This is a genomic window from Sphingomonas sp. PAMC 26605 (assembly GCF_000241485.1).
Lineage (GTDB): Bacteria > Pseudomonadota > Alphaproteobacteria > Sphingomonadales > Sphingomonadaceae > Sphingomonas.
This window is the reverse complement of the sequence record NZ_JH584241.1, coordinates 1956582-1974705: the sequence shown is the minus strand read 5'-3', so window position 1 is coordinate 1974705 and position 18124 is coordinate 1956582. Positions and strand designations below refer to the sequence as shown.

Here is an 18124-nt window from a genome sequence, read left to right as displayed (position 1 = left end):
GCATGCCTCGCCCCGCCCTCCTATCTCGGCACAAAGCCAATGGAGCGCGCCGATGAAATACCTTCACACGATGATCCGCGTGACCGACCCCGATGCGACGATCGCCTTCTTCAAGCTGCTCGGGCTCGAGGAAGTGCGCCGGATGGACAGCGAGAAAGGTCGTTTCACGCTGATCTTCCTCGCCGCGCCCGGCGACCACGACGCACAGGTCGAGCTGACGCACAATTGGGACCCCGAACCCTATACCGGCGGGCGCAATTTCGGGCACCTCGCCTACCGTGTCGAAAATGTCTACGAGACCTGCCAGCGCCTGATGGACGGCGGCGTGACGATCAACCGCCCGCCGCGCGACGGCAACATGGCGTTCGTCCGCACCCCCGACAACATCTCGATCGAACTGCTTCAGGAAGGCCCCGCGCTTGCACCGGCCGAGCCCTGGGCGTCGATGCCCAATACCGGCGAATGGTGATGGCCGGTGCGCTCGAGATCGTCCGCATTCCCGCACTCAGCAATAATTACGTCTGGCTGATCCACGATCCCGTGTCCGAAGAGACCGTCGTGATTGACCCGAGCGAGGCGGAGCCTGTGCTCGCCGAAGTCGAGGCGCGCGGCTGGACGATCGGGCAGATCTGGAACACGCACTGGCACCCCGATCACACCGGCGGCAACGCCGCGATCAAGGCGCGCGGCGCAGTGGTCAGCGGCCCTGCCGCCGAAGCTGGCAAGATTCCGACGCTTGATACCGGCCTGCGCGAAGGCGATACGGTGCGCATCGGGGACCACATCGCGCGGGTGATCGAGACGCCGGGGCATACCGCGGGACATATCGTCTTCCATATGGCCGAGGACGCTGCGCTGTTCAGTGGCGACACGCTGTTCGCGATGGGCTGCGGTCGCCTGTTCGAAGGCGATGCCGCGCAGATGTACGGTAATATGCAGCGGCTCGCCGCATTGCCACCGGAAACGATGGTTTATTGCGCGCACGAATATACGCAGTCGAACGGTCGATACGCCGCCACCGCCGAGCCCGCCAATAGCGCGGTCCGCGAGCGGATGCTGACGGTCGATGCGCAGCGCGCGGCCGGCGAGCCGACCGTACCGACGACGATCGCGCTCGAACTGGCGACCAACCCGTTTCTACGCGCAGCGTCGGCCGAACACTTGGCGGAGCGTCGTGCGGCGAAGGATGCATTCTAGCCGTATCTGGCGTATACGACCGTTGGGGGGCGTGCCGTTTTGAAAAGGACCGATCGCATGTTCCGCTTCATTCTTCCGCTCGTCGCTCTGGTCGGGGCGACCGCCGCGCTGTCGGCCGACACCAAGGATTATCGCGCGCGCGAGGCGGCACGCGATCAGGTCGAGCTCGACAAGCAGCTCGCCGGCCTCGTGCCGGGCAAGCCGCAAAGCTGCATCGACACGTTCCGCTACCGTGACACGACGCGCGTCGGCGACAAGATCCTCTACAAGAACGGCCGCAACGACGTGATGGTCAACGATACCGGCGGCGGCTGCTTCGGGCTGCGACGCGGCGACACGATCATCACCAAGACCTATGGCAGCCAGCTCTGCCGCGGCGATATCGTGCGGACCGCCGATCTCGTCTCGCGCAGCCCGAGCGGCAGCTGCAGCTTCGGCGACTTCATCCCGTATCGCAAACCATGATCCGCGGGTTGCTGTTGATCGCCGCGCTCGGTACGGCAACCGCCACGGACGATGCCAAGACACTGGCCAAGGCGCTCGCCGGACGGACGCCGGGCAAGCCCGAGATGTGCGTTTCACCCAGTCGCGTCGGCACGCCGCAGATCATTGGTGATCGCGTGCTGCTGTACCGCGACGGCGGCCGCGTCTGGCGCAACGATCTGCCCGAGGCCTGCTCCGGGCTCGACGACGATGCGATCGTCGTGACAGAGGTGTTCGGCGGGCAATTGTGTCGCAACGATCAATTCTACACGCTCGAGCGCACCGGCGGCAGTATCCCCGGCCCGCGCTGCCGGCTGGGGAATTTCGTGCCGTGGGACAAGCCGCGCTAGGCGATCGCACCCTATCCGAGGCAGTGGCGCATCGGCGGATGGGCAAGGAAGCGCACCGCCCCCTCCCCGCCCCGCTACAGCACGAAGCGGCTGAGATCGGTATTGCGCGCAATGCTCGCGAGATGCGTCTCGACATAGCCGGCATCGACCACCACCGTCTCGCCAGCGCGATCCTCGGCGTTGAAGCTGACGTCCTCGAGCAGCTTCTCCATCACCGTCTGCAAGCGCCGCGCGCCGATATTCTCGATCTCGCCATTCACCTCGGCCGCGATCCGCGCGACCGCGCGGATGCCATCGGCGGTGAACTCGACCCCGACGCCCTCGGTCGCGATCAGCGCGACATATTGCTGCGTCAGCGACGCCTTGGTGTCGGAGAGGATCGCGACGAAATCGTCCTCGGTCAGCGCCTTCAATTCGACGCGGATCGGCAGGCGCCCCTGCAATTCGGGGAGCAGGTCGGACGGCTTGGCGACGTGGAACGCGCCGCTCGCGATGAACAGCACATGGTCGGTCTTCATCGGCCCGTATTTGGTCGCGACCGTCGTTCCCTCGATCAGCGGCAGCAGATCGCGCTGGACGCCCTCGCGGCTGACCGAACCGCCGCGCACGTCGCTCACCGCGATCTTGTCGATCTCGTCGAGGAAGACGATTCCGTTCGCCTCGGCATCGGCGATCGCCGCGCGGCTGAGTTCGTCCTGGTCGAGGCGCTTGTCGGCCTCTTCCTCGACGAGCTTGTCCCACGCCGCGGGGACGCTCAGCTTGCGGCGCTTGAGCTGGCCGCCGCCGAACGCCTTGCCCATCATCTCGGACAGGTTGATCATCTGGGCGCCGCCGCCGGGCATCTCGAACGGCATCGCGGGGGCCGCCTCGAGTTCGATCTCGATCTCGGTGTCGCGCAGATGGCCGTCGTGGAGTCGTTGCCGAAAGGCTTCGCGCGTCGCCTCGCTCGCGCCCTTGCCGGTCAGCGCGTCGAGCAGCCGTGCCATCGCGGCCTCCTCGGCCTTGTCCTTGACCGCCCCGCGCCGGCGCTCCTTCTCGAGCCGGATCGCTTCCTCGACCAGATCGCGCGCGATCTGTTCGACGTCGCGGCCGACATAGCCGACTTCGGTGAACTTGGTCGCCTCGACCTTGATGAACGGCGCATCGGCGAGCTTGGCCAGACGGCGGCTGATCTCGGTCTTGCCGCAACCGGTCGGCCCGATCATCAGGATGTTCTTGGGGCTGACCTCGTCGCGCAGATCGGGCGCGAGTTGCTGGCGGCGCCAGCGATTGCGCATCGCGACCGCGACCGCGCGCTTGGCGTCGGCCTGGCCGATGATGTGCGCGTCGAGCGCGGCGACAATGGCTTTCGGGGTGAGGTCCTGGTTCATTTTCTTCTCTCAAGCCCCTCCCTTTTAGGGGAGGGGTTGGGGTGGGGCAGTACTGGGTGATCGAACGGGGTGGTGCGCTTCACACGTCCCCACCCCAACCCCTCCCCTGAAGGGGAGGGGCTTAGCGATATCAGCTCGCGTCAAGGCCTTCGACGGTCAGCCGGTCGTTGGTATAGACGCACAGTTCGCCCGCGATGCCCATCGCCTTGCGCGCGATCGTCTCGGCATCGCTCTCGTAATCGACCAGCGCGCGCGCCGCGGCGAGCGCGAAATTCCCGCCCGATCCGATCGCCGCGATCCCTGCCTCGGGCTCGAGCACGTCGCCATTGCCGGTCAGGATCAGCGTCACGTCCTTGTCGGCGACGATCATCATCGCCTCGAGGTTGCGCAGATATTTGTCGGTCCGCCAGTCCTTGGCGAGCTCGACCGCGCTGCGCAGCAGCTGCCCGTGATGCTGTTCGAGCTTGCGCTCGAGCCGCTCGAACAGCGTGAAGGCGTCGGCGGTCGCGCCGGCGAAGCCGCCGATCACCGAGCCGTCGCCGAGGCGGCGCACCTTCTTCGCATTGGGTTTCATCACCGTCTGGCCCTGCGTCACCTGGCCATCGCCGGCGACGATGACGCGACCATTCTTGCGCACGGACAGGATCGTGGTGCCGTGCCACACAACTTTGTTCTCGCTCATGGGCGGGGATATGGGTGGCCCCGCCCGACGCTTCAATCCGCCCCGCACGCAAGGCTGACGCGCCCCACGCTCAGTTGGCGGGCGCGGTCATCGCGTTCATCGAGCCGTTCGATGCGGTGATCGAGGGCTTGCCGACCGGCGGACGCAGCGCCTCGCGCTCGGCGGCGGTCATCACCGCATCCATGTCGGGGCGGAAATCGGCGACCGCGCGGTCATCGGCGTTGCGATGCGGGTCGAGCAGGTCGGTCGGCACATGCCCCTCGGCAGTGCCCGACGCCTTGGCGAGCGCGCTCGCGATCCGCCCGCGCGTCAGGAACGCGGCGAGCCCGGCGCCCGCCGCGACGACGACGGCGCCGATCGACCAGGCGGCATTGCGGCTGATCGCGGGCGCGGTGGCGGCCGATGTGGGGGCAGACGCGCGCTTCGCGGCGGGTTTGGTCTTGGGGGTCTTGGCCATGGTCAATCTCGTCTCAGGGTGAAGGGCGCGCGGCGACATCCGCCGTGTGCCCGGGGGAAGATCAGCGGCAGCGCGCGTCGCGCGTGCCGTCCTTGTCGATCGCCTGGCCGGCGAGCGCGCCGCCGGCCGCGCCGAGCAGCGCGCCGAGCACGCCCGAGCCGCCCGGCGCGATCGCCGCGCCGAGCGCGCCGCCGGCGATCCCGCCGACGACGAGCCCGGTCGTGCCGTCGCTGTGGCGGCAATAATAGCGCCCGTCGCTGCCGCGATAGACGCGGTCGTTGGAGCTCAGCCGGCGCTCGCTGTAGCGGCGGCGGTCGTCGCGATAATAGCGCGAGGCATCGTAGCCGTTATACGCCGGATCGGGGCGATCGTAATCGTATTGCGCATAGCCGCCGCCATAGCCGCGGCGCGGTCCGCCGCCATAGCCGTCGCCATAATCGTCGCAGCCGGCGACGAGCGTCGTCGCGGCGAGCAGGCCGAGCGTCAGTGCGCGCATGGGATCCTCCTGTCATCGTATCCTGGCGGAATGCTTGGGCGGCGATAAGGTTGCCCGCAGGCGCCCCCCGCCTCCCGCCCGCAGCACCACGGCACGGCCGCAGGCGGCGGGATGCGCCCGCCCCGCTTGCGACGAACCGTGCGCACTTGACTCGATTGACCCCCGGAGCTGTCATTGTGCTTTGCCATCGTTTCCGTTTTCGCCCTGATCGGGATCGTCGAGGGCGGCATCGTCGGGCGGGAGCTCGGCGTCGATCTGCGCGAGCAGCTGCGGCCAGAATTGCGTCAGCGTCGCCTCGTCATGCGCCGAGGCGAGCGGTTCGAGCGTGTGCGCGAGCAATTGCATCATCAGCCGGTCGTTGTGGACGATGCGCTCGCCGATCTGCTCGCCGCGATACCAGATTGGCAGCGTCCGCCCGGCAAAGGCGCGCTCGAGCGCCTCGTCGAGCAGCGCCTTGCGCGCCATCCGCACCGCGACGTCCCAGGCGAGCGCGAACATCGTGCGCCCGCCGCGATGGCGCAGTGCATAGGCCGACTGTTTCGACAGGCCGACATGCGCCGCGGCGTGGCTGACGCAGCCATGGATCGCGAGATGCGAGAGGAACGCACGCTGCTTGTCGGCGGTCCAGCCGGTCGCCGAGACATCGCGGTAGACGAGACCGTGCTTGGGCGCACGGGCGGAGGACGTCTGCGCGCGGCGTTCGCGCGCCGCGGCGGCGCGCTGGAGCAGCTTGATGCGCGCCATGGTGGCCTCGATGCGGGCCTCGGTCGCGGCTGGGTCGGGCGGGTGCGCGGCGGGGGTGGACGCTGGGGCCGGCACGGCGGGGGTGAGCGCCGCGGGCGGCAAGCCTCGGGTAAGCGCCACTGGCGGCGCGGCGCGGGTGAGCGGTGCGGCGGCGGGCGCCAGCGGAGCGCCCGGGATGGGCTGCGTCGGGTCGGATGGCATGAGTCGGTCCTCTCCATCGGTGTAGAGGGACAGGAATATATACCGAACAAAGGCGTGTAGGACAGCCCCGCCCGCAAGATTTTTCGAAGAAAAATCGAGCCCCCCGGGGCGGGGCTCGGCCGGCGCGGCCATCAGCCGCGTCCGACGACGCGGCTTTGCCGCGGCGCTACGCCCCCCGCCCCGCCCGAGGACTCGACGCCCCCCGCCCGCCCCGCTAGCCTTCCCCCTGATATCCGGGGGGAAATCACGATGAGTCCGTTCGAACTGGTGTTCGCGATGTTCGGCCTGCTGCTGGGGCTTGCGCTGGCCGAAGTGCTCGGCGGCTTTTCGCGCGTGCTGAAACTGAAGCGCGGCGCGCGGCCGGTGCGGGTCGGCTGGCTGACGCCGTTGCTCGGGCTGGTGGTGATGCTCGATCTGACGGGCTTCTGGCTGCTCGCCTTCGATGCGCGCGCGCAGATCGGCGCGAATTACGTCACGCTGATCGGCGTGCTGGCGATGGTCGGCGTCTATTATCTGGCGGCGACGCTGATCTTTCCCGACCGGCCCGAGGACTGGCCCGATTTCGACGAATGGTACGACAAGCAGAACCGGCTGGTGATCGGCGGGCTGCTCGCCGCCAATGTGGCGAGCTGGTTCGGGGAGATGGCGCTCGACGCGGTGCACCCGCTGCCCGAGGTGGCGGAGGCGGTGGGGAATGGATGGCTCGTGCTGGTGTATCTGCTGAGCGGGTTCGGGGTGCTGGGGCTGTTGGTCGCGCTGCTGCTGGTGCGCGGGCGGCGGGCGAATGTGGCGATGCTGGCGGGGGTTTGCGGGTTGTTGCTGGTGAGCGGGGCGGTGGAGCCGTTTGTATAGGCGCGCGGCCGAGGCTTTAGCGAAGCTAAAGACGAGCGCTCAAGCGCGGCTCGGCCGGCGGCGCTACAGCGCCGACCGACGGCGCGGCTTTGCCGCGGCGCTTCCTACGGCCCGGGCCCTTGCCTCGCCCCGCCCACCGAGCGTATTTTTCGCCTCCCCGGGACACGACTACCGGGAAGTAGGCCCTCCTGCCGACCGTATGCCGCTCGCCAGAGCGGAGTACCCGGTCGTCGTGGAGGCAGGAGGGCTGAAACCGCACCTCGCTTATAGGCTGACAGCGAAATTCGGTGTACTATCGTCCCCGTCATCGACCGAGTCCGCGCCATGTCAAAGCCCATGATTGCCGTATCCGCCAGCGACGTCCCCAGCCGCCTCGGCTTCTACCTGGACGAGGCGATGCAGCGCCCGATCGGGATCACCCGCCACGGCGCGACCGACGTAGTGATGCTTTCGCTCGAGGAATATGAGCGGCTGAAACGGCGCGATCGCGAAGCGATCCGGGTGGAGGATCTGGATGACGAAACGCTCGACGCCATCCGGAACGCCGAACCCGGCGAGCGCTCACGCGAAGCAGGGCGGCGGCTGGCCGATCCCGCAGCCGGGTGACGTCCTCTCCTATGCCTATTTTTGGGCGCGCGAGGCTGACGCGGGGCAAGAAGAAGGACTGAAGGATCGCCCGAGCGTGGTCGTGCTGGCGACGCAGGAGACGGGCGACCGAATGCGCGTGATTGTCGCGCCGGTGACGCACGCCCCGCCCGAGCGCGCCGAAGATGCGATCGAACTGCCCGCCTTGGTCAAGCGCGACCTGGGCCTTGACCGCGCACGCAGTTGGATCGTGACGCGCGAGGTCAACAGCTTTCGCTGGCCGGGTCCGGACGTGCGCGTGCTGGACGACGGCTCGCCCTTTTATGGCGCGATCCCGGATTGGCTGTTCTTACGGGTTCGGGCAGGTGTCGGAGCTTGGACTGGGCGCGGAATGCGGATCGTGGGACGAACCGAGTAACCTACGGGAGGGCCCGCCTGGAATTTGTAATAAAGCGGACATTGCTAACGGGAGACATATAAATTCCATGGTCAAGAAATGAGAACAACGTTCTTAGTTCCTTTCTGGTATCAGGAAGCTTTACTTTCCCCTCTTCGATTACAATATCAAGGGTAACCCCCATTGCTTTTTGCCGTATTTGATCAGCCGTATTATCGCTTAATACGTTCGATTTTTTTACGGCCGACATCAACTTTCGCAAAGTAGGATTTGCAACCTCGATTATCTTATCGAGGTCAGCAGAAACGTTGGGCAGATCGCAAATTTCTTCGATATCTTTATTTGTTGCCTCGGAATAAAGATCAGCAAGATTCAAAATTCTCTTCGCCATATTGAACGATTTAAATTTCACCTGCCCACCTTCTATGATCGCGTGGATCTGCGTATCAATAGCAAAGCTCGACGCGGTCAGCCTATTAAAAGTATCACCGTGCAATGTAAGAGCGAATTTTCTTGAAAGTCGTTGTTGGCTGCTAAATGCTTGCAGAAGGACGCGTTGCTGATCGCCCTCCCCTTTTTTAACAGCTAAGGCACGTATTGCCTCATTCTCAAAGTTTGCTGCTGGCATTTGCTCAACTGCCAGCGCCTCTGCCCCGACCTGCTGAAAAATCGACTGAGCTTCCGCCGTAGCATCGACCACCATCGCTTGGTCGGCGTCCGGTTTCCACCGACCGTCAAACTCAATCTCTTCCACGACATCCCGGCGAAAAAGATCTTCGAGAACGTCGAAATATGGATCCAGTTCTTGCTGGACGTCCGCCGAAACGGCCACCCTTTTTACCGTGGTTACGCCAGGATTCCCACATATGGCAAAAAGATTGAGCGGCATTACTTCCCTTTCGTGTCAAGCAGAAGGTACTCTGTAAGCTGGACGACTTCAAATTTTTGGATTGCGGACCTTAACTGACGTTTTGTTATGATAACATACGATATGCCGACTTTGTCAGTAATTTTATAGGAGTGCCACCCTAAAATTCCGAGCAGCGGACTGAAGTAAAAATTGTATCCTGTCGAAACGATTACGCCTAGCACTACCATACAAGGTACAATCACCTCCCACTGGAGATCGGTAAACTTATACGTAAACAGAGGAATAAGGTATAGCACGATCAGGCCCACGCTTTCTCGGTCCGCAGCTTCGGCAGCTACCGGGGTAATGTCGGTCCTCTCGTATTTCTTGATAGCCGAGTTCAAAAAGGTGAAAGCACAGCGCGAGCAGTACAGGGGCCGAAGCTACCAGCAACCAAGCCACGAGCCACTTTTCTTGCAGGCACGCCGCCCAAGCGTAGGCCAGGCTTATTGGGGCGAGCGCGGTCGTTGCGAGAATAAACCGGCCCAACCAGCTTAGCATTTTAACGACCTCGATTTGAGAATCTTAACCGGTACCAACGTGTACTATTTTTTGGCTCTGAGCAAAGGCGCCAAATACTTCCCAGTAAACGACCCCTTCGCCTTCGCCACCACCTCAGGCGTCCCCTGCGCGACGATCTCGCCGCCCTTCACGCCGCCCTCGGGCCCAAGGTCGAGCACCCAATCCGCCGTCTTGATGACGTCGAGGTTGTGCTCGATCACCACCACCGTATTCCCCTGCTCGACCAGCTGGTGGAGCACTTCGAGCAGCTTGCGCACGTCCTCGAAATGCAGCCCCGTCGTCGGCTCGTCCAGAATATACAGCGTCTGCCCGGTGGCGCGGCGCGACAGTTCCTTGGCGAGCTTGACGCGCTGCGCCTCGCCGCCCGACAGCGTCGTCGCCTGCTGGCCGACCTTGACATAGCCCAGGCCCACTTCCTGCAACATCGCCATCTTGTCGCGGATCGGCGGGACCGCCTTGAAGAATTCGACCGCATCCTCGACCGTCATGTCGAGCACGTCGGCGATGCTCTTGCCCTTGAACTTCACCTCGAGCGTCTCGCGATTGTAGCGCTCGCCGTGGCAGACGTCGCACGTCACATAGACGTCGGGGAGGAAGTGCATCTCGATCTTGAGCAGCCCGTCGCCCTGGCACGCCTCGCAGCGGCCGCCCTTGACGTTGAAGCTGAAGCGCCCGGGCTTGTAGCCGCGGGCTAAGCTTTCGGGGAGGCCGGCGAACCAGTCGCGGATCTGGGTGAAGCTGCCGGTATAGGTCGCCGGGTTCGAGCGCGGGGTGCGGCCGATCGGCGACTGGTCGATGTCGATGACCTTGTCGAGATATTGCAGGCCGGTGATCTTGTCGTGCTTGCCCTGGACGATGCGCGCGCCGTTGAGCGTGCGCGAGGCGGCGGCGAACAGCGTGTCGATCGTGAAGCTCGACTTGCCCGACCCCGAGACGCCGGTGATGCAGGTGAAGGTGCCGAGCGGGAGGCTCGCGGTGACCCCTTTCAGGTTGTTGGCGGTGGCGTTGTGGACGGTGATCTTCTTGCCGTTGCCCTTGCGGCGGGTCTTGGGGACGGCGACTTCGCGGCGGCCCGAGAGATAGTCGGCAGTGATGCTGTTCTCGTTGGCGAGCACTTCCTCGAAGGTCCCTTGCGCGACGATGTGGCCGCCGTGGACGCCGGCGCCCGGCCCCATGTCGATGACATAGTCGGCGGTGCGGATCGCGTCCTCGTCATGCTCGACGACGAGCACGGTGTTGCCGAGATCGCGGAGCCGGCGGAGCGTCTTGAGCAGCATGTCGTTGTCGCGCTGGTGCAGGCCGATCGAGGGCTCGTCGAGCACGTAGAGCACGCCCGACAGGCCGCTGCCGATCTGCGACGCGAGGCGGATGCGCTGGGACTCGCCGCCGGACAGCGTGCCCGAGGTGCGGTCTAGGTTGAGGTAATCGAGCCCGACATTGTTGAGGAAGCCGATCCGCTCGAGGATTTCCTTGAGGATGCGCTCGGCGATCGCATTCTGCTGGTCGCCGAGCTGGCTCGGGACCTGCTCGAACCAGGCGAGCGCGTCGACCACCGACAGGCGCGTGACGCTGGAGATGTCGCGCATGCCGATCTTGACCGCGAGCGCCTCGGGCTTGAGGCGCGCGCCCTTGCAGACTTCGCACGCGGCGGAGGACTGGTATTTGCTGAGCTCCTCGCGCATCCACGCGCTCTCGGTCGAGAGCATGCGGCGGTTGAGGTTGCCAATCACGCCCTCGAACGGCTTCTTGACGTCGTACGACTTCTTGCCGTCGATGAAGGTCAGCGTGACCGCCTTGCCCTTGGTGCCGTAGAGGATCGTGTCGCGGGCGGTCTCGGGCAGGTCCTCCCACGGCGTGTCGAGCTCGAACTTATACTCGCGCGCGAGGCTGCCGAGCACCTGCATATAGTAAGGCGACGGCGGGTTGGACTTGGCCCAGGGCACGACCGCGCCCTTCTTGATGCTGAGCGCGTGGTTGGGGACGACGAGCTCCTCGTCGAACAGCATCTTTTCGCCGAGGCCGTCGCACGCCGGGCACGCGCCCTGCGGCGCGTTGAACGAGAAGAGCCGCGGCTCGATCTCGGCGATGGTGAAGCCCGAGACCGGGCAGGCGAACTTTTCCGAGAACACGATCCGGCCGGGGGGCGCGTTGTCGCCGAGCACTTCGTTCTTCGGGGTGTGCGGCTCGACCGGGTCGGCCGGGTCGACATAAGCGAGCCCGTCGGCGAGTTTCAGCGCGGCTTCGAAGCTTTCCGCCAGGCGCGTCGCGATGTCGGGGCCGATGACGAGGCGGTCGACCACGACTTCGAGGTCATGCTTGTACTTCTTGTCGATCGCGGGGGCTTCGTCGATCTCGTGGATCTCGCCGTCGATGCGGACGCGCGTGAAGCCGGCCTTCTGCCACTCGAGCAGTTCCTTCTTATACTCGCCCTTGCGCCCGCGCACGACGGGGGCGAGCAGATAGAGCCGCGTGCCCTCGGGCAGCGCCATCACGCGGTCGACCATCTGGCTGACGGTCTGCGCGGCGATCGGCTCGCCGGTCGCGGGCGAGTAGGGGATGCCGACGCGCGCCCAGAGCAGGCGCATGTAATCGTAGATCTCGGTGACGGTCGCGACGGTCGAGCGCGGATTGCGGCTGGTGGTCTTCTGCTCGATCGAGATCGCCGGGCTGAGGCCCTCGATATGGTCGACGTCGGGCTTCTGCATCAGCTCGAGGAACTGGCGGGCGTAGGCCGACAACGACTCGACGTAGCGCCGCTGCCCTTCCGCGTAGATCGTGTCGAACGCGAGGCTCGACTTGCCGCTGCCCGACAGGCCGGTGATGACCGTCAGCGTATCGCGCGGGATATCGACCGAGACGTCCTTGAGATTGTGCTCGCGCGCGCCGCGCACCGAAATATGAGTCAGCATGAGGCGGTTTGTTCCAGATTTGTTCGGATGGTGCAAGCGACCGGTGCTAGCGGCGCGATGCGGGCGAGATGGGGCGGCAAACGCGCCGCGGCAAGGTCGCGACGGTCATCGCGTCGCCCGCACGGCCCCCTGCCCCCCGGTTTCCCTGTCGTCACGCCGGAGGATACGCCGCGATAGGCGAGCGGGTTCCGTAAATTGCGTAATCGGTGCGGCGTTCGGGATCGGAATTGCCGCGACGGAACACCGAAAATGCGCTATGAATCCTCCGCGTACCGCGATCGTACCATCGCCTGTCGCGTCGATCGCGTGCCGATCCGACGCCGGTTGAGATGTAGCGCGTTCCACATCATCGCAGGGGAGCAGCAATGTCCTTTGGTAAACGCATGCGTGCGCCGATCCTCGGTGGATCGGGCGGATCGATCCTGATGCTCATCGCACTCGCCACGCCCGCGCAGGCGCAGACACAATCGGGCGAGCTGCAGGGATCTGGCGCGCTCGTCCGGCAGGATTTCTCGGATTGCGGCAACACCACCGTCTCGGCGTCGGACCCGGCGCGCGTCGGCGGCACCGTGGCGATCACCCAGACCGCCGCCGGCGCGACCAACGCGGCGGTGACGATCGCCCACGGCTCGCCCGACACCGCGTACAATTTCTACTGGAAGTGCCACAACGGCCTCGGCGTGGTACGCACCGATGCGAACGGCGCGGGCAGTGGGCAATTCTCGTTCCAGAGCCAGGCCGGCAGCACGCTGACCTTCGACCTGTACCCGGCGGGCGCGCCGGCGGGGAACAAGTTCCAGAGCACGCGCATCACGCCGACGCTGGTGGCGAGCGAGCGCCCCGCGGTGCTCAGCCTGACGCCGGCGCAACTCGCGAGCCTGCGCCGCGGCGTCGCGCAGATGAAGGCATGGAACAGCGCACCGCGCGGCAGCGCCAATTTCCGCCGCAGCTGGATCTATTGGGCGAACATGCATTCCTATTTCGGCACCGGCTGCGCACCGGTGTCCGGACTGAGCGCCGCCGGCATGAGCGGGCTCTCGGCCCAGGCAAAGACCAATGCCGACGAAATGGCGACCTGGTGCACCTGCCAGCACGGCACGATCCAGTTCCTGACGTGGCACCGCATGTACCTCTATTATTTCGAGAAGGTGCTCCAGGCGGCGGCGGGTGACCCCAATCTGCGGCTGCCCTTCTGGGATTACGAAAGCCATGCGCAGATCCCGCCGGCGTATCGCGACCAGACCTATGTCAATGCGAGCGGCCAGACCGTCGCCAACCCGCTCTACATCCCCAACCGTCAGGCGGCGCTCAACGCCGGGGGGAGCCTGACCCCGGCGGTCGTCTCGACGTCGAACGCGATGGCGCAGACGAGCTATTCGCCGTTCAACAGCGCGCTCGAGGGGACGCCGCACGGCGCGGTGCATTGCGCGGTCGGCGTCGCCAACTGCCCGACCGGCTATATGGGCGCGGTTCCCGCGGCGGGGAACGACCCGATCTTCTACGCGCATCACACCAATATCGATCGGCTTTACGAATGCTGGCTGCGGGTGAGCCCGTCGACGCGGTTGCCCAACAATTCCGCACAGCTCAATACGATCTTCAGCTTCATCGACGGCACCGGCGCGCTGGTGCAGCGCAAGGTCGCCGACATGCTGACGGTCGCGCAGCTCGGCTATCATTATGCCGCGGGCGGCGGCTGTCCGGTGACCGCCAAGGCGGTGCTCGGCGCGATCGCCGAACAGGAGGCGCCGTTGCGCACGATCCCGCTGCTCGGGCCGACCGAGCTCAAGCGCGGTACGACCGTCGTCCCGCTGACGATCGCGCCGCAGACGCGGACGCTGATGCTGAGCGCGCTGCCCGAGCAGGGCGGCGCGACGCCGCGCTCGCGGCTGGTGATCGACGGGCTGCGCTATGACGAGCCGCCGCAGGTGCTGTACGAAGTCTATCTGCAGGACAATGCGGGCAAGCGCGTGTTGCTGGGGGTGATCAACTTCTTCAACCAGTCGGCGCCGCATATGGAGCATGACGGGATGGCGATGGCGGCGCCCGCCAACGAGGCTGCGTTCGATGCGACCGAAGCGCTCGCCACGCTCGGCACGGGTGCGACCGCGCTGGTGCTCGAACCATCGACCGGGGTGAGCGGCGCGACGGTCGCGCGCGCGACCGAGCAGCTCAGCCCGCGCGCCAACGTCCGCTTCAGCGCGGCGCGGATCGAACAGCGCTGACGGGCTTGCCGCCGCCGCGCCGGTTCCGGGCGGAGCGGACCGATCGGCGGCACCCCGCGCCAGCGCTACGGCGGGCGCGGGCCCGCGCTGCCCTACCGCCTCCGCGCGCACCGCGGAGAAGACGCCTACGCGGATCGGGCCTGCCGCTGGCTTCATCCGCAGTATAGCGGGCCGGATCGAGCAGGCTTAGCGGCGAAGCTGCGCCCTGACGCGACACGCTTCGACCCCCGCCCGATAGTTTCGCATGGTGAATCATATGGACATATCAATCTGAAATGGCTTCTCTACTTATAAATCAATGATATCATGGCGGGATGCCAAGCAAATATTCTTGTGGTTTGCTTGCGATGATCGTCTTTCTGGCTCCGGGATGTACGGTGATCGATTCGACCGGGCCGTCGGACGTTGGGGCGAGATCGATCTGGGTGGTCGGCGTTTCGCACATCGTCTTGCCCGACAAGGTCGGTCGCCTGAGCGCGATCGATGCGAGCACGCTGGGGATCGGATGGGACGGAGGACCGTATCTCGGATGGAAAGCGGGAAACTGGATCAGCGCGGACCCGGCCGCCTGCCAGTTGCTCGTCGTGATCCGCTCGCCCGCGCAGGCCGAGAATGCGGCGCGGGTGTTGCAATCGCTCGGGGGACAACAGGCATGTATCGTCGACCATACGCACAGCTTGCAGCGGTAATTCTGCTCCCCGTGCTGAGCGGGGCCTGTGTTCAGATGACGCGGCACAGCAACATGATGATCTTCGGCACAAACACCGTGGTGGGGCTCCGTGTCGGCGTGAACGCCACGAGCGTTCCCGAGGTGGCGATCGGCTATACGCGGCAGGAGGCCGTGGTGCTCCCTCTGGTGGCGAATGTGGCCGAAAGCGGTCACGACCCGAACCGGCTGACGCCATGTACCTTGACCGACGGTGTCGGCGGAACCGGCGATGGCACCCTCGGCAGCGGCGCCAAATATGCCGTCCACCCATGTTCGTTGGTCGCGATCCGCGGCGATGCACTCGACAGCTATTCGGTCCTGGCGAGCTTCGGTGGCAATTTCTCCGCATCGGCGGAGAAGGACAGATCCACCGCGCAGGCGGGCGTCGCGCAATATTTCTCGACGGGTATCGCGGCGCAGTTGCTCGCGACGAATGGCGGCGCCGCGGTGGTCGCGACGGGCGACGCCGCGAAGGCCTCATTGCTCAGAGACCCCGTGACCTTGGCCGACCTCACGCCGACCGCGGCGACGTTTTCCGTGGTCGCCCCACGGGTCATCCGTTGGCAGGCGGCGCGGGCCGCGCTCTCCGACAAGATCAAGAGTACGGCGCAAGAGCATCTCGGCGAGCGGCTAGCCGCCTTCGAAGCGGCGATCGACGGAACGCCGGTGGCGCTGTTCGCGCAGTGCAAGATCAAGACGACCTGCCAGGATCTGGTCGATGGCGGCGTGTATCGCGGCAATTTCAACGCGAGCGCGACGAAATTCCAGGCCGCTGTGGACGCATGGACAATACCATGAACGGAGACACGTGATGGCGAACAATACCACCCACGTCGAAGGGTATCGCACCGCCGCCGAAGTGTGCGACGCGGCGGCCGAATATCAGCTGGACGGCTATACGACGGTGCAGATCGGCCCGACCGCCTTTGTTCAGGCGCAGGCCGGAAGCTCGGTGTTATGGCCGATCGTCGCGGATCAGCCGTGGTTCGTTCTCATCGCGACGAAAGACCCGATGACCGTGCCGGCGCACCACGCACCGGCATCGGCCGCAACGCCCTGAGGGTCTCAGCGCGCTCCGTACGCCGGCAGTGCCAGCCGCCACCGGATCGCCGCCGCGCGCAACGCAAAGCCGCAGGCCGCGGCGATCGGAGCGGCAAGCGCGGGCGCTATCCCCGCCGTCGTCAGCACGACGTACGACCCCGACGCCAGCGCCGCCGCGGTCACGTACAATTCGGGCCGCATCAAAATCGACGGTTCGCCCGCGAGCACGTCGCGGATGATCCCGCCGACGCACGCCGTCACCACGCCCATCAGCGCAGCGGGCACCGGCGGGATGCCGAACGCCAGCGCCTTGGCCGCGCCGAATACGGCGTAGGCGGCCAAGCCCACCGCATCGAGCCAGTCGAGCGCCATGCCCTTCCACCAGCGCTCGGGCGTGGTCCACACCAGCACCGCGACCGCGAGGCAGGTTCCCGCGACGAGCCGGTCGTGCACCCAGAACACCGGCGCGCCGATCAGCAGATCGCGCACCGATCCGCCGCCGACGCCGGTGATCAGGGCAAAGAAGGTGGCGGTAACGAGCGTCTGGCGGTGGCGGATCGCGGCGAGCGCGCCGGTGATCGCGAACACCGCGATCCCGAACAGATCGAGCCACGGCAGCACGGAGCCGAATTGCCAGGGAAATTGCGCGGGCATCGCAGCGCTCTAGCCGCACAACGCCGGCGAGGGAATGCGGCGCGCGGCGAAAGGCCGCGCGCCACGCGCGATCAGCGGACTGCCGCCGCCTGATTGGCGACGACATCGCCGCGCTGCTCGGGCGTCATCGCCGCCGCGTTGACGTCGGCGGCGCGGATCGCGTCGGCGCGCTCGTCGCCGGTCTTGCGTTCCTGCTTGGCCTGCTCCTCGAGGTCCTTGGCATTGGCCTCCATTGCGTCGGCGCGGTTGTCGGCGGCCTTCTCGACCTGCTTGGCGAGCTTGCCGTCGCCATTGCCGCCACAGGCGGCGAGCGGGAGTGCGAACAGCGCCAGCGCCAGCGCCGCGATCGTCATCGTCTTCATGGTAACCCCTGTTTGACACATACCGTCTTCGGTACGCCCGACAGAACCGCCATTCGCGCCGATCGTTCCGCCTGCGGACCGAGCGCAGCGCTGGCATCGCCGCGCCGCATCGGGCATGGTCGCCGCAATGCGCCGCTATCAGACAACCACGCTGCTCTTCGCGGCCTGCCTCACCGCGCTGGCGGGCTTCGTCGATGCGCTGGCCTATTCGAGCATGGGCGGTTTCTTCGCCTCGTTCATGAGCGGCAACACGACTCGGCTCGGCGTGTCGCTCGCGACGGGTGCGGGCGGCGACGCGCGGATCGGCGCCGGGCTGATCCTCAGTTTCCTCAGCGGCGTGATCGCCGCGACGGTCGTCGCGCGCGCGCGGCCGCGGCGGCAGCGCGTCGCGGTGATGGCGCTCGTCACGCTGCTGCTCGGCGGCGCCGCGCTGTTCGCGCCGTATCATCCCGCGATCGTCCCGCTGCTGCTGCTCGCGACCGCGATGGGAGCGGAGAACGGCGTGTTCACGCGCGACGGCGAGGTCAGCATCGGGCTGACTTATATGACGGGCGCGCTGGTGCGGATCGGCCAGGGCCTGGCCGGGGCGCTGCTCGGTGACGGGCCGCGCTGGGACTGGGCACGCCATCTGGCGCTGTGGCTGGGGTTCGGCGGCGGGGTGATCCTGGGCGCGCGCTGCTACGGCGCTTATGGCAGCGGCGCGCTGTGGATCGCCGCCGCAGCCGCCGCGGGGCTGACGCTCGCGGCGCAGGCGACGCAGCGCGACACGGCGTAGCGGCGCGCCGCTTGGACTATGGCCGCGCCGCCGCGAACAGCGCGTCGACCGATCCGCGATTCGCGCGCAGCACCGCCTCGACGCGTTTGCGCCCGTCATAATAAAGCAGCGCCGGGATGCTGCGATGCGTCGCCTTGAGCATCGCGGCGTCGCGGTCCGACAGGCTCCCGCCGCCCGCAACCAGATCGCAATAGCCCTCGCGC

The 18124-nt window shown here is 66.2% G+C and carries 21 protein-coding genes and 1 pseudogene; 11 read left to right on the top strand and 11 right to left on the bottom strand.

Translation table 11 applies throughout. The features are described 5' to 3' along the window. Positions 1-52: 52 nt before the first annotated feature. The 4 genes from RH90_RS09205 to RH90_RS09190 are packed head-to-tail and all read left to right on the top strand — an operon-like array spanning position 53 to position 2030. Positions 53-469: a VOC family protein gene (locus tag RH90_RS09205; protein ID WP_010185279.1), complete on the top strand. Its 417-nt coding sequence runs from the start codon at positions 53-55 to the stop codon at positions 467-469. Continuing rightward, positions 469-1197: a hydroxyacylglutathione hydrolase gene (gene gloB, locus RH90_RS09200; RefSeq protein ID WP_029625186.1), complete on the top strand. Its 729-nt coding sequence runs from the start codon at positions 469-471 to the stop codon at positions 1195-1197. Before RH90_RS09205 ends, gloB begins: the two co-directional genes overlap by 1 nt. Positions 1198-1254: 57 nt before the next feature. Continuing rightward, a complete protein-coding gene (locus RH90_RS09195) occupies positions 1255-1662 on the top strand; it encodes a hypothetical protein (protein ID WP_010185276.1) in 408 nt (135 codons plus the stop codon). Then, complete coding sequence (locus RH90_RS09190) at positions 1659-2030, top strand: hypothetical protein (RefSeq protein ID WP_010185274.1); 372 nt, start codon at positions 1659-1661, stop codon at positions 2028-2030. The genes RH90_RS09195 and RH90_RS09190 overlap by 4 nt, the downstream gene beginning before the upstream one ends. A 74-nt stretch (positions 2031-2104) precedes the next feature. Here RH90_RS09190 and hslU read toward each other — a convergent pair whose 3' ends face one another. From hslU to RH90_RS22065, 5 genes are all read right to left on the bottom strand, one after another. Then, a complete protein-coding gene (gene hslU, locus RH90_RS09185; RefSeq protein ID WP_010185272.1) occupies positions 2105-3400 on the bottom strand; it encodes an ATP-dependent protease ATPase subunit HslU in 1296 nt (431 codons plus the stop codon). Positions 3401-3530: 130 nt separating this feature from the next. Continuing rightward, positions 3531-4082, bottom strand: a complete 552-nt coding sequence (hslV, locus tag RH90_RS09180; RefSeq protein ID WP_010185271.1) for an ATP-dependent protease subunit HslV — start codon at positions 4080-4082, stop codon at positions 3531-3533. Positions 4083-4152: 70 nt separating this feature from the next. Further along, the gene (locus RH90_RS09175; protein WP_010185270.1) at positions 4153-4539 is read right to left on the bottom strand and encodes a hypothetical protein; all 387 of its coding nucleotides are present in this window, start codon (positions 4537-4539) and stop codon (positions 4153-4155) included. Between the two features lie 61 nt (positions 4540-4600). Continuing rightward, positions 4601-5035, bottom strand: coding sequence for a hypothetical protein (locus RH90_RS09170; protein WP_010185268.1), 435 nt, complete (start codon positions 5033-5035; stop codon positions 4601-4603). A gap of 171 nt (positions 5036-5206) precedes the next feature. Continuing rightward, positions 5207-5980, bottom strand: coding sequence for a hypothetical protein (locus RH90_RS22065; protein WP_157134560.1), 774 nt, complete (start codon positions 5978-5980; stop codon positions 5207-5209). A 249-nt stretch (positions 5981-6229) separates the two neighbouring features. On the opposite strand from RH90_RS22065, the gene RH90_RS09155 reads away from it, so the two are divergent. The 3 genes from RH90_RS09155 (at position 6230) to RH90_RS09145 (ending at position 7835) form a co-directional block, all read left to right on the top strand. Further along, entirely contained in the window at positions 6230-6832 is a 603-nt protein-coding gene (locus tag RH90_RS09155) for a hypothetical protein (RefSeq protein ID WP_010185265.1), read from the top strand. 324 nt (positions 6833-7156) lie between these two features. Then, a complete protein-coding gene (locus RH90_RS09150) occupies positions 7157-7438 on the top strand; it encodes a type II toxin-antitoxin system prevent-host-death family antitoxin (protein WP_029625184.1) in 282 nt (93 codons plus the stop codon). Positions 7439-7514: 76 nt separating this feature from the next. Further along, positions 7515-7835: a hypothetical protein gene (locus RH90_RS09145; RefSeq protein WP_010185261.1), complete on the top strand. Its 321-nt coding sequence runs from the start codon at positions 7515-7517 to the stop codon at positions 7833-7835. A 1-nt stretch (position 7836) separates the two neighbouring features. On the opposite strand, the gene RH90_RS09140 is transcribed toward RH90_RS09145, so the two are convergent. Beyond that, positions 7837-8703 carry a Kiwa anti-phage protein KwaB-like domain-containing protein gene (locus RH90_RS09140; RefSeq protein ID WP_010185259.1) on the bottom strand — a complete coding sequence of 289 codons (867 nt, stop codon included), beginning with the start codon at positions 8701-8703 and terminating at the stop codon, positions 7837-7839. Positions 8704-9269: 566 nt separating this feature from the next. Next, positions 9270-12155 carry an excinuclease ABC subunit UvrA gene (gene uvrA / locus RH90_RS09130; RefSeq protein WP_010185255.1) on the bottom strand — a complete coding sequence of 962 codons (2886 nt, stop codon included), beginning with the start codon at positions 12153-12155 and terminating at the stop codon, positions 9270-9272. Between the two features lie 365 nt (positions 12156-12520). On the opposite strand from uvrA, the gene RH90_RS22060 reads away from it, so the two are divergent. Continuing rightward, the gene (locus tag RH90_RS22060; protein WP_081476909.1) at positions 12521-14380 is read left to right on the top strand and encodes a tyrosinase family protein; all 1860 of its coding nucleotides are present in this window, start codon (positions 12521-12523) and stop codon (positions 14378-14380) included. A 304-nt stretch (positions 14381-14684) separates the two neighbouring features. On the opposite strand, the gene RH90_RS23395 is transcribed toward RH90_RS22060, so the two are convergent. Further along, positions 14685-14873, bottom strand: coding sequence for a hypothetical protein (locus RH90_RS23395; RefSeq protein WP_157134559.1), 189 nt, complete (start codon positions 14871-14873; stop codon positions 14685-14687). Positions 14874-14909: 36 nt separating this feature from the next. Between RH90_RS23395 and RH90_RS09115 the strand changes: the two genes are divergently transcribed. Continuing rightward, a complete protein-coding gene (locus RH90_RS09115; RefSeq protein WP_157134558.1) occupies positions 14910-15887 on the top strand; it encodes a hypothetical protein in 978 nt (325 codons plus the stop codon). 13 nt (positions 15888-15900) lie between these two features. After that, on the top strand, positions 15901-16149 hold the full coding sequence (locus RH90_RS09110) for a hypothetical protein (protein ID WP_010185250.1): 249 nt from the start codon (positions 15901-15903) through the stop codon (positions 16147-16149). Between the two features lie 5 nt (positions 16150-16154). Here RH90_RS09110 and RH90_RS09105 read toward each other — a convergent pair whose 3' ends face one another. Next, complete coding sequence (locus tag RH90_RS09105) at positions 16155-16784, bottom strand: trimeric intracellular cation channel family protein (RefSeq protein ID WP_010185247.1); 630 nt, start codon at positions 16782-16784, stop codon at positions 16155-16157. 71 nt (positions 16785-16855) lie between these two features. Beyond that, positions 16856-17146: a hypothetical protein gene (locus RH90_RS09100; RefSeq protein ID WP_010185246.1), complete on the bottom strand. Its 291-nt coding sequence runs from the start codon at positions 17144-17146 to the stop codon at positions 16856-16858. 127 nt (positions 17147-17273) lie between these two features. Here RH90_RS09100 and RH90_RS09095 point away from each other — a divergent pair, with 127 nt between their 5' ends. Then, positions 17274-17921, top strand: coding sequence for a YoaK family protein (locus RH90_RS09095; protein WP_029625180.1), 648 nt, complete (start codon positions 17274-17276; stop codon positions 17919-17921). A 16-nt stretch (positions 17922-17937) separates the two neighbouring features. Here the strand turns inward: RH90_RS09095 and RH90_RS23930 are convergent. Then, positions 17938-18124 (bottom strand): annotated as a pseudogene (locus RH90_RS23930) (hypothetical protein); the annotation flags it as partial.

Bases quoted from the DNA above. Each gene is read 5' to 3' on its own strand.
- RH90_RS09140 (WP_010185259.1), bottom strand. From the start codon at position 8,703: ATGCCGCTCAATCTTTTTGCCATATGTGGGAATCCTGGCGTAACCACG.
- hslV (WP_010185271.1), bottom strand. From the start codon at position 4,082: ATGAGCGAGAACAAAGTTGTGTGGCACGGCACCACGATCCTGTCCGTG.
- RH90_RS09190 (WP_010185274.1), top strand. From the start codon at position 1,659: ATGATCCGCGGGTTGCTGTTGATCGCCGCGCTCGGTACGGCAACCGCC.
- gloB (WP_029625186.1), top strand. From the start codon at position 469: ATGGCCGGTGCGCTCGAGATCGTCCGCATTCCCGCACTCAGCAATAAT.
- RH90_RS09100 (WP_010185246.1), bottom strand. From the start codon at position 17,146: ATGAAGACGATGACGATCGCGGCGCTGGCGCTGGCGCTGTTCGCACTC.
- RH90_RS09150 (WP_029625184.1), top strand. From the start codon at position 7,157: ATGTCAAAGCCCATGATTGCCGTATCCGCCAGCGACGTCCCCAGCCGC.
- RH90_RS09115 (WP_157134558.1), top strand. From the start codon at position 14,910: ATGGAAAGCGGGAAACTGGATCAGCGCGGACCCGGCCGCCTGCCAGTT.
- RH90_RS09095 (WP_029625180.1), top strand. From the start codon at position 17,274: ATGCGCCGCTATCAGACAACCACGCTGCTCTTCGCGGCCTGCCTCACC.
- RH90_RS09105 (WP_010185247.1), bottom strand. From the start codon at position 16,784: ATGCCCGCGCAATTTCCCTGGCAATTCGGCTCCGTGCTGCCGTGGCTC.
- RH90_RS09155 (WP_010185265.1), top strand. From the start codon at position 6,230: ATGAGTCCGTTCGAACTGGTGTTCGCGATGTTCGGCCTGCTGCTGGGG.
- hslU (WP_010185272.1), bottom strand. From the start codon at position 3,400: ATGAACCAGGACCTCACCCCGAAAGCCATTGTCGCCGCGCTCGACGCG.
- RH90_RS22065 (WP_157134560.1), bottom strand. From the start codon at position 5,980: ATGCCATCCGACCCGACGCAGCCCATCCCGGGCGCTCCGCTGGCGCCC.
- RH90_RS22060 (WP_081476909.1), top strand. From the start codon at position 12,521: ATGTCCTTTGGTAAACGCATGCGTGCGCCGATCCTCGGTGGATCGGGC.
- uvrA (WP_010185255.1), bottom strand. From the start codon at position 12,155: ATGCTGACTCATATTTCGGTGCGCGGCGCGCGCGAGCACAATCTCAAG.
- RH90_RS09195 (WP_010185276.1), top strand. From the start codon at position 1,255: ATGTTCCGCTTCATTCTTCCGCTCGTCGCTCTGGTCGGGGCGACCGCC.
- RH90_RS09175 (WP_010185270.1), bottom strand. From the start codon at position 4,539: ATGGCCAAGACCCCCAAGACCAAACCCGCCGCGAAGCGCGCGTCTGCC.
- RH90_RS09170 (WP_010185268.1), bottom strand. From the start codon at position 5,035: ATGCGCGCACTGACGCTCGGCCTGCTCGCCGCGACGACGCTCGTCGCC.
- RH90_RS09205 (WP_010185279.1), top strand. From the start codon at position 53: ATGAAATACCTTCACACGATGATCCGCGTGACCGACCCCGATGCGACG.
- RH90_RS09110 (WP_010185250.1), top strand. From the start codon at position 15,901: ATGGCGAACAATACCACCCACGTCGAAGGGTATCGCACCGCCGCCGAA.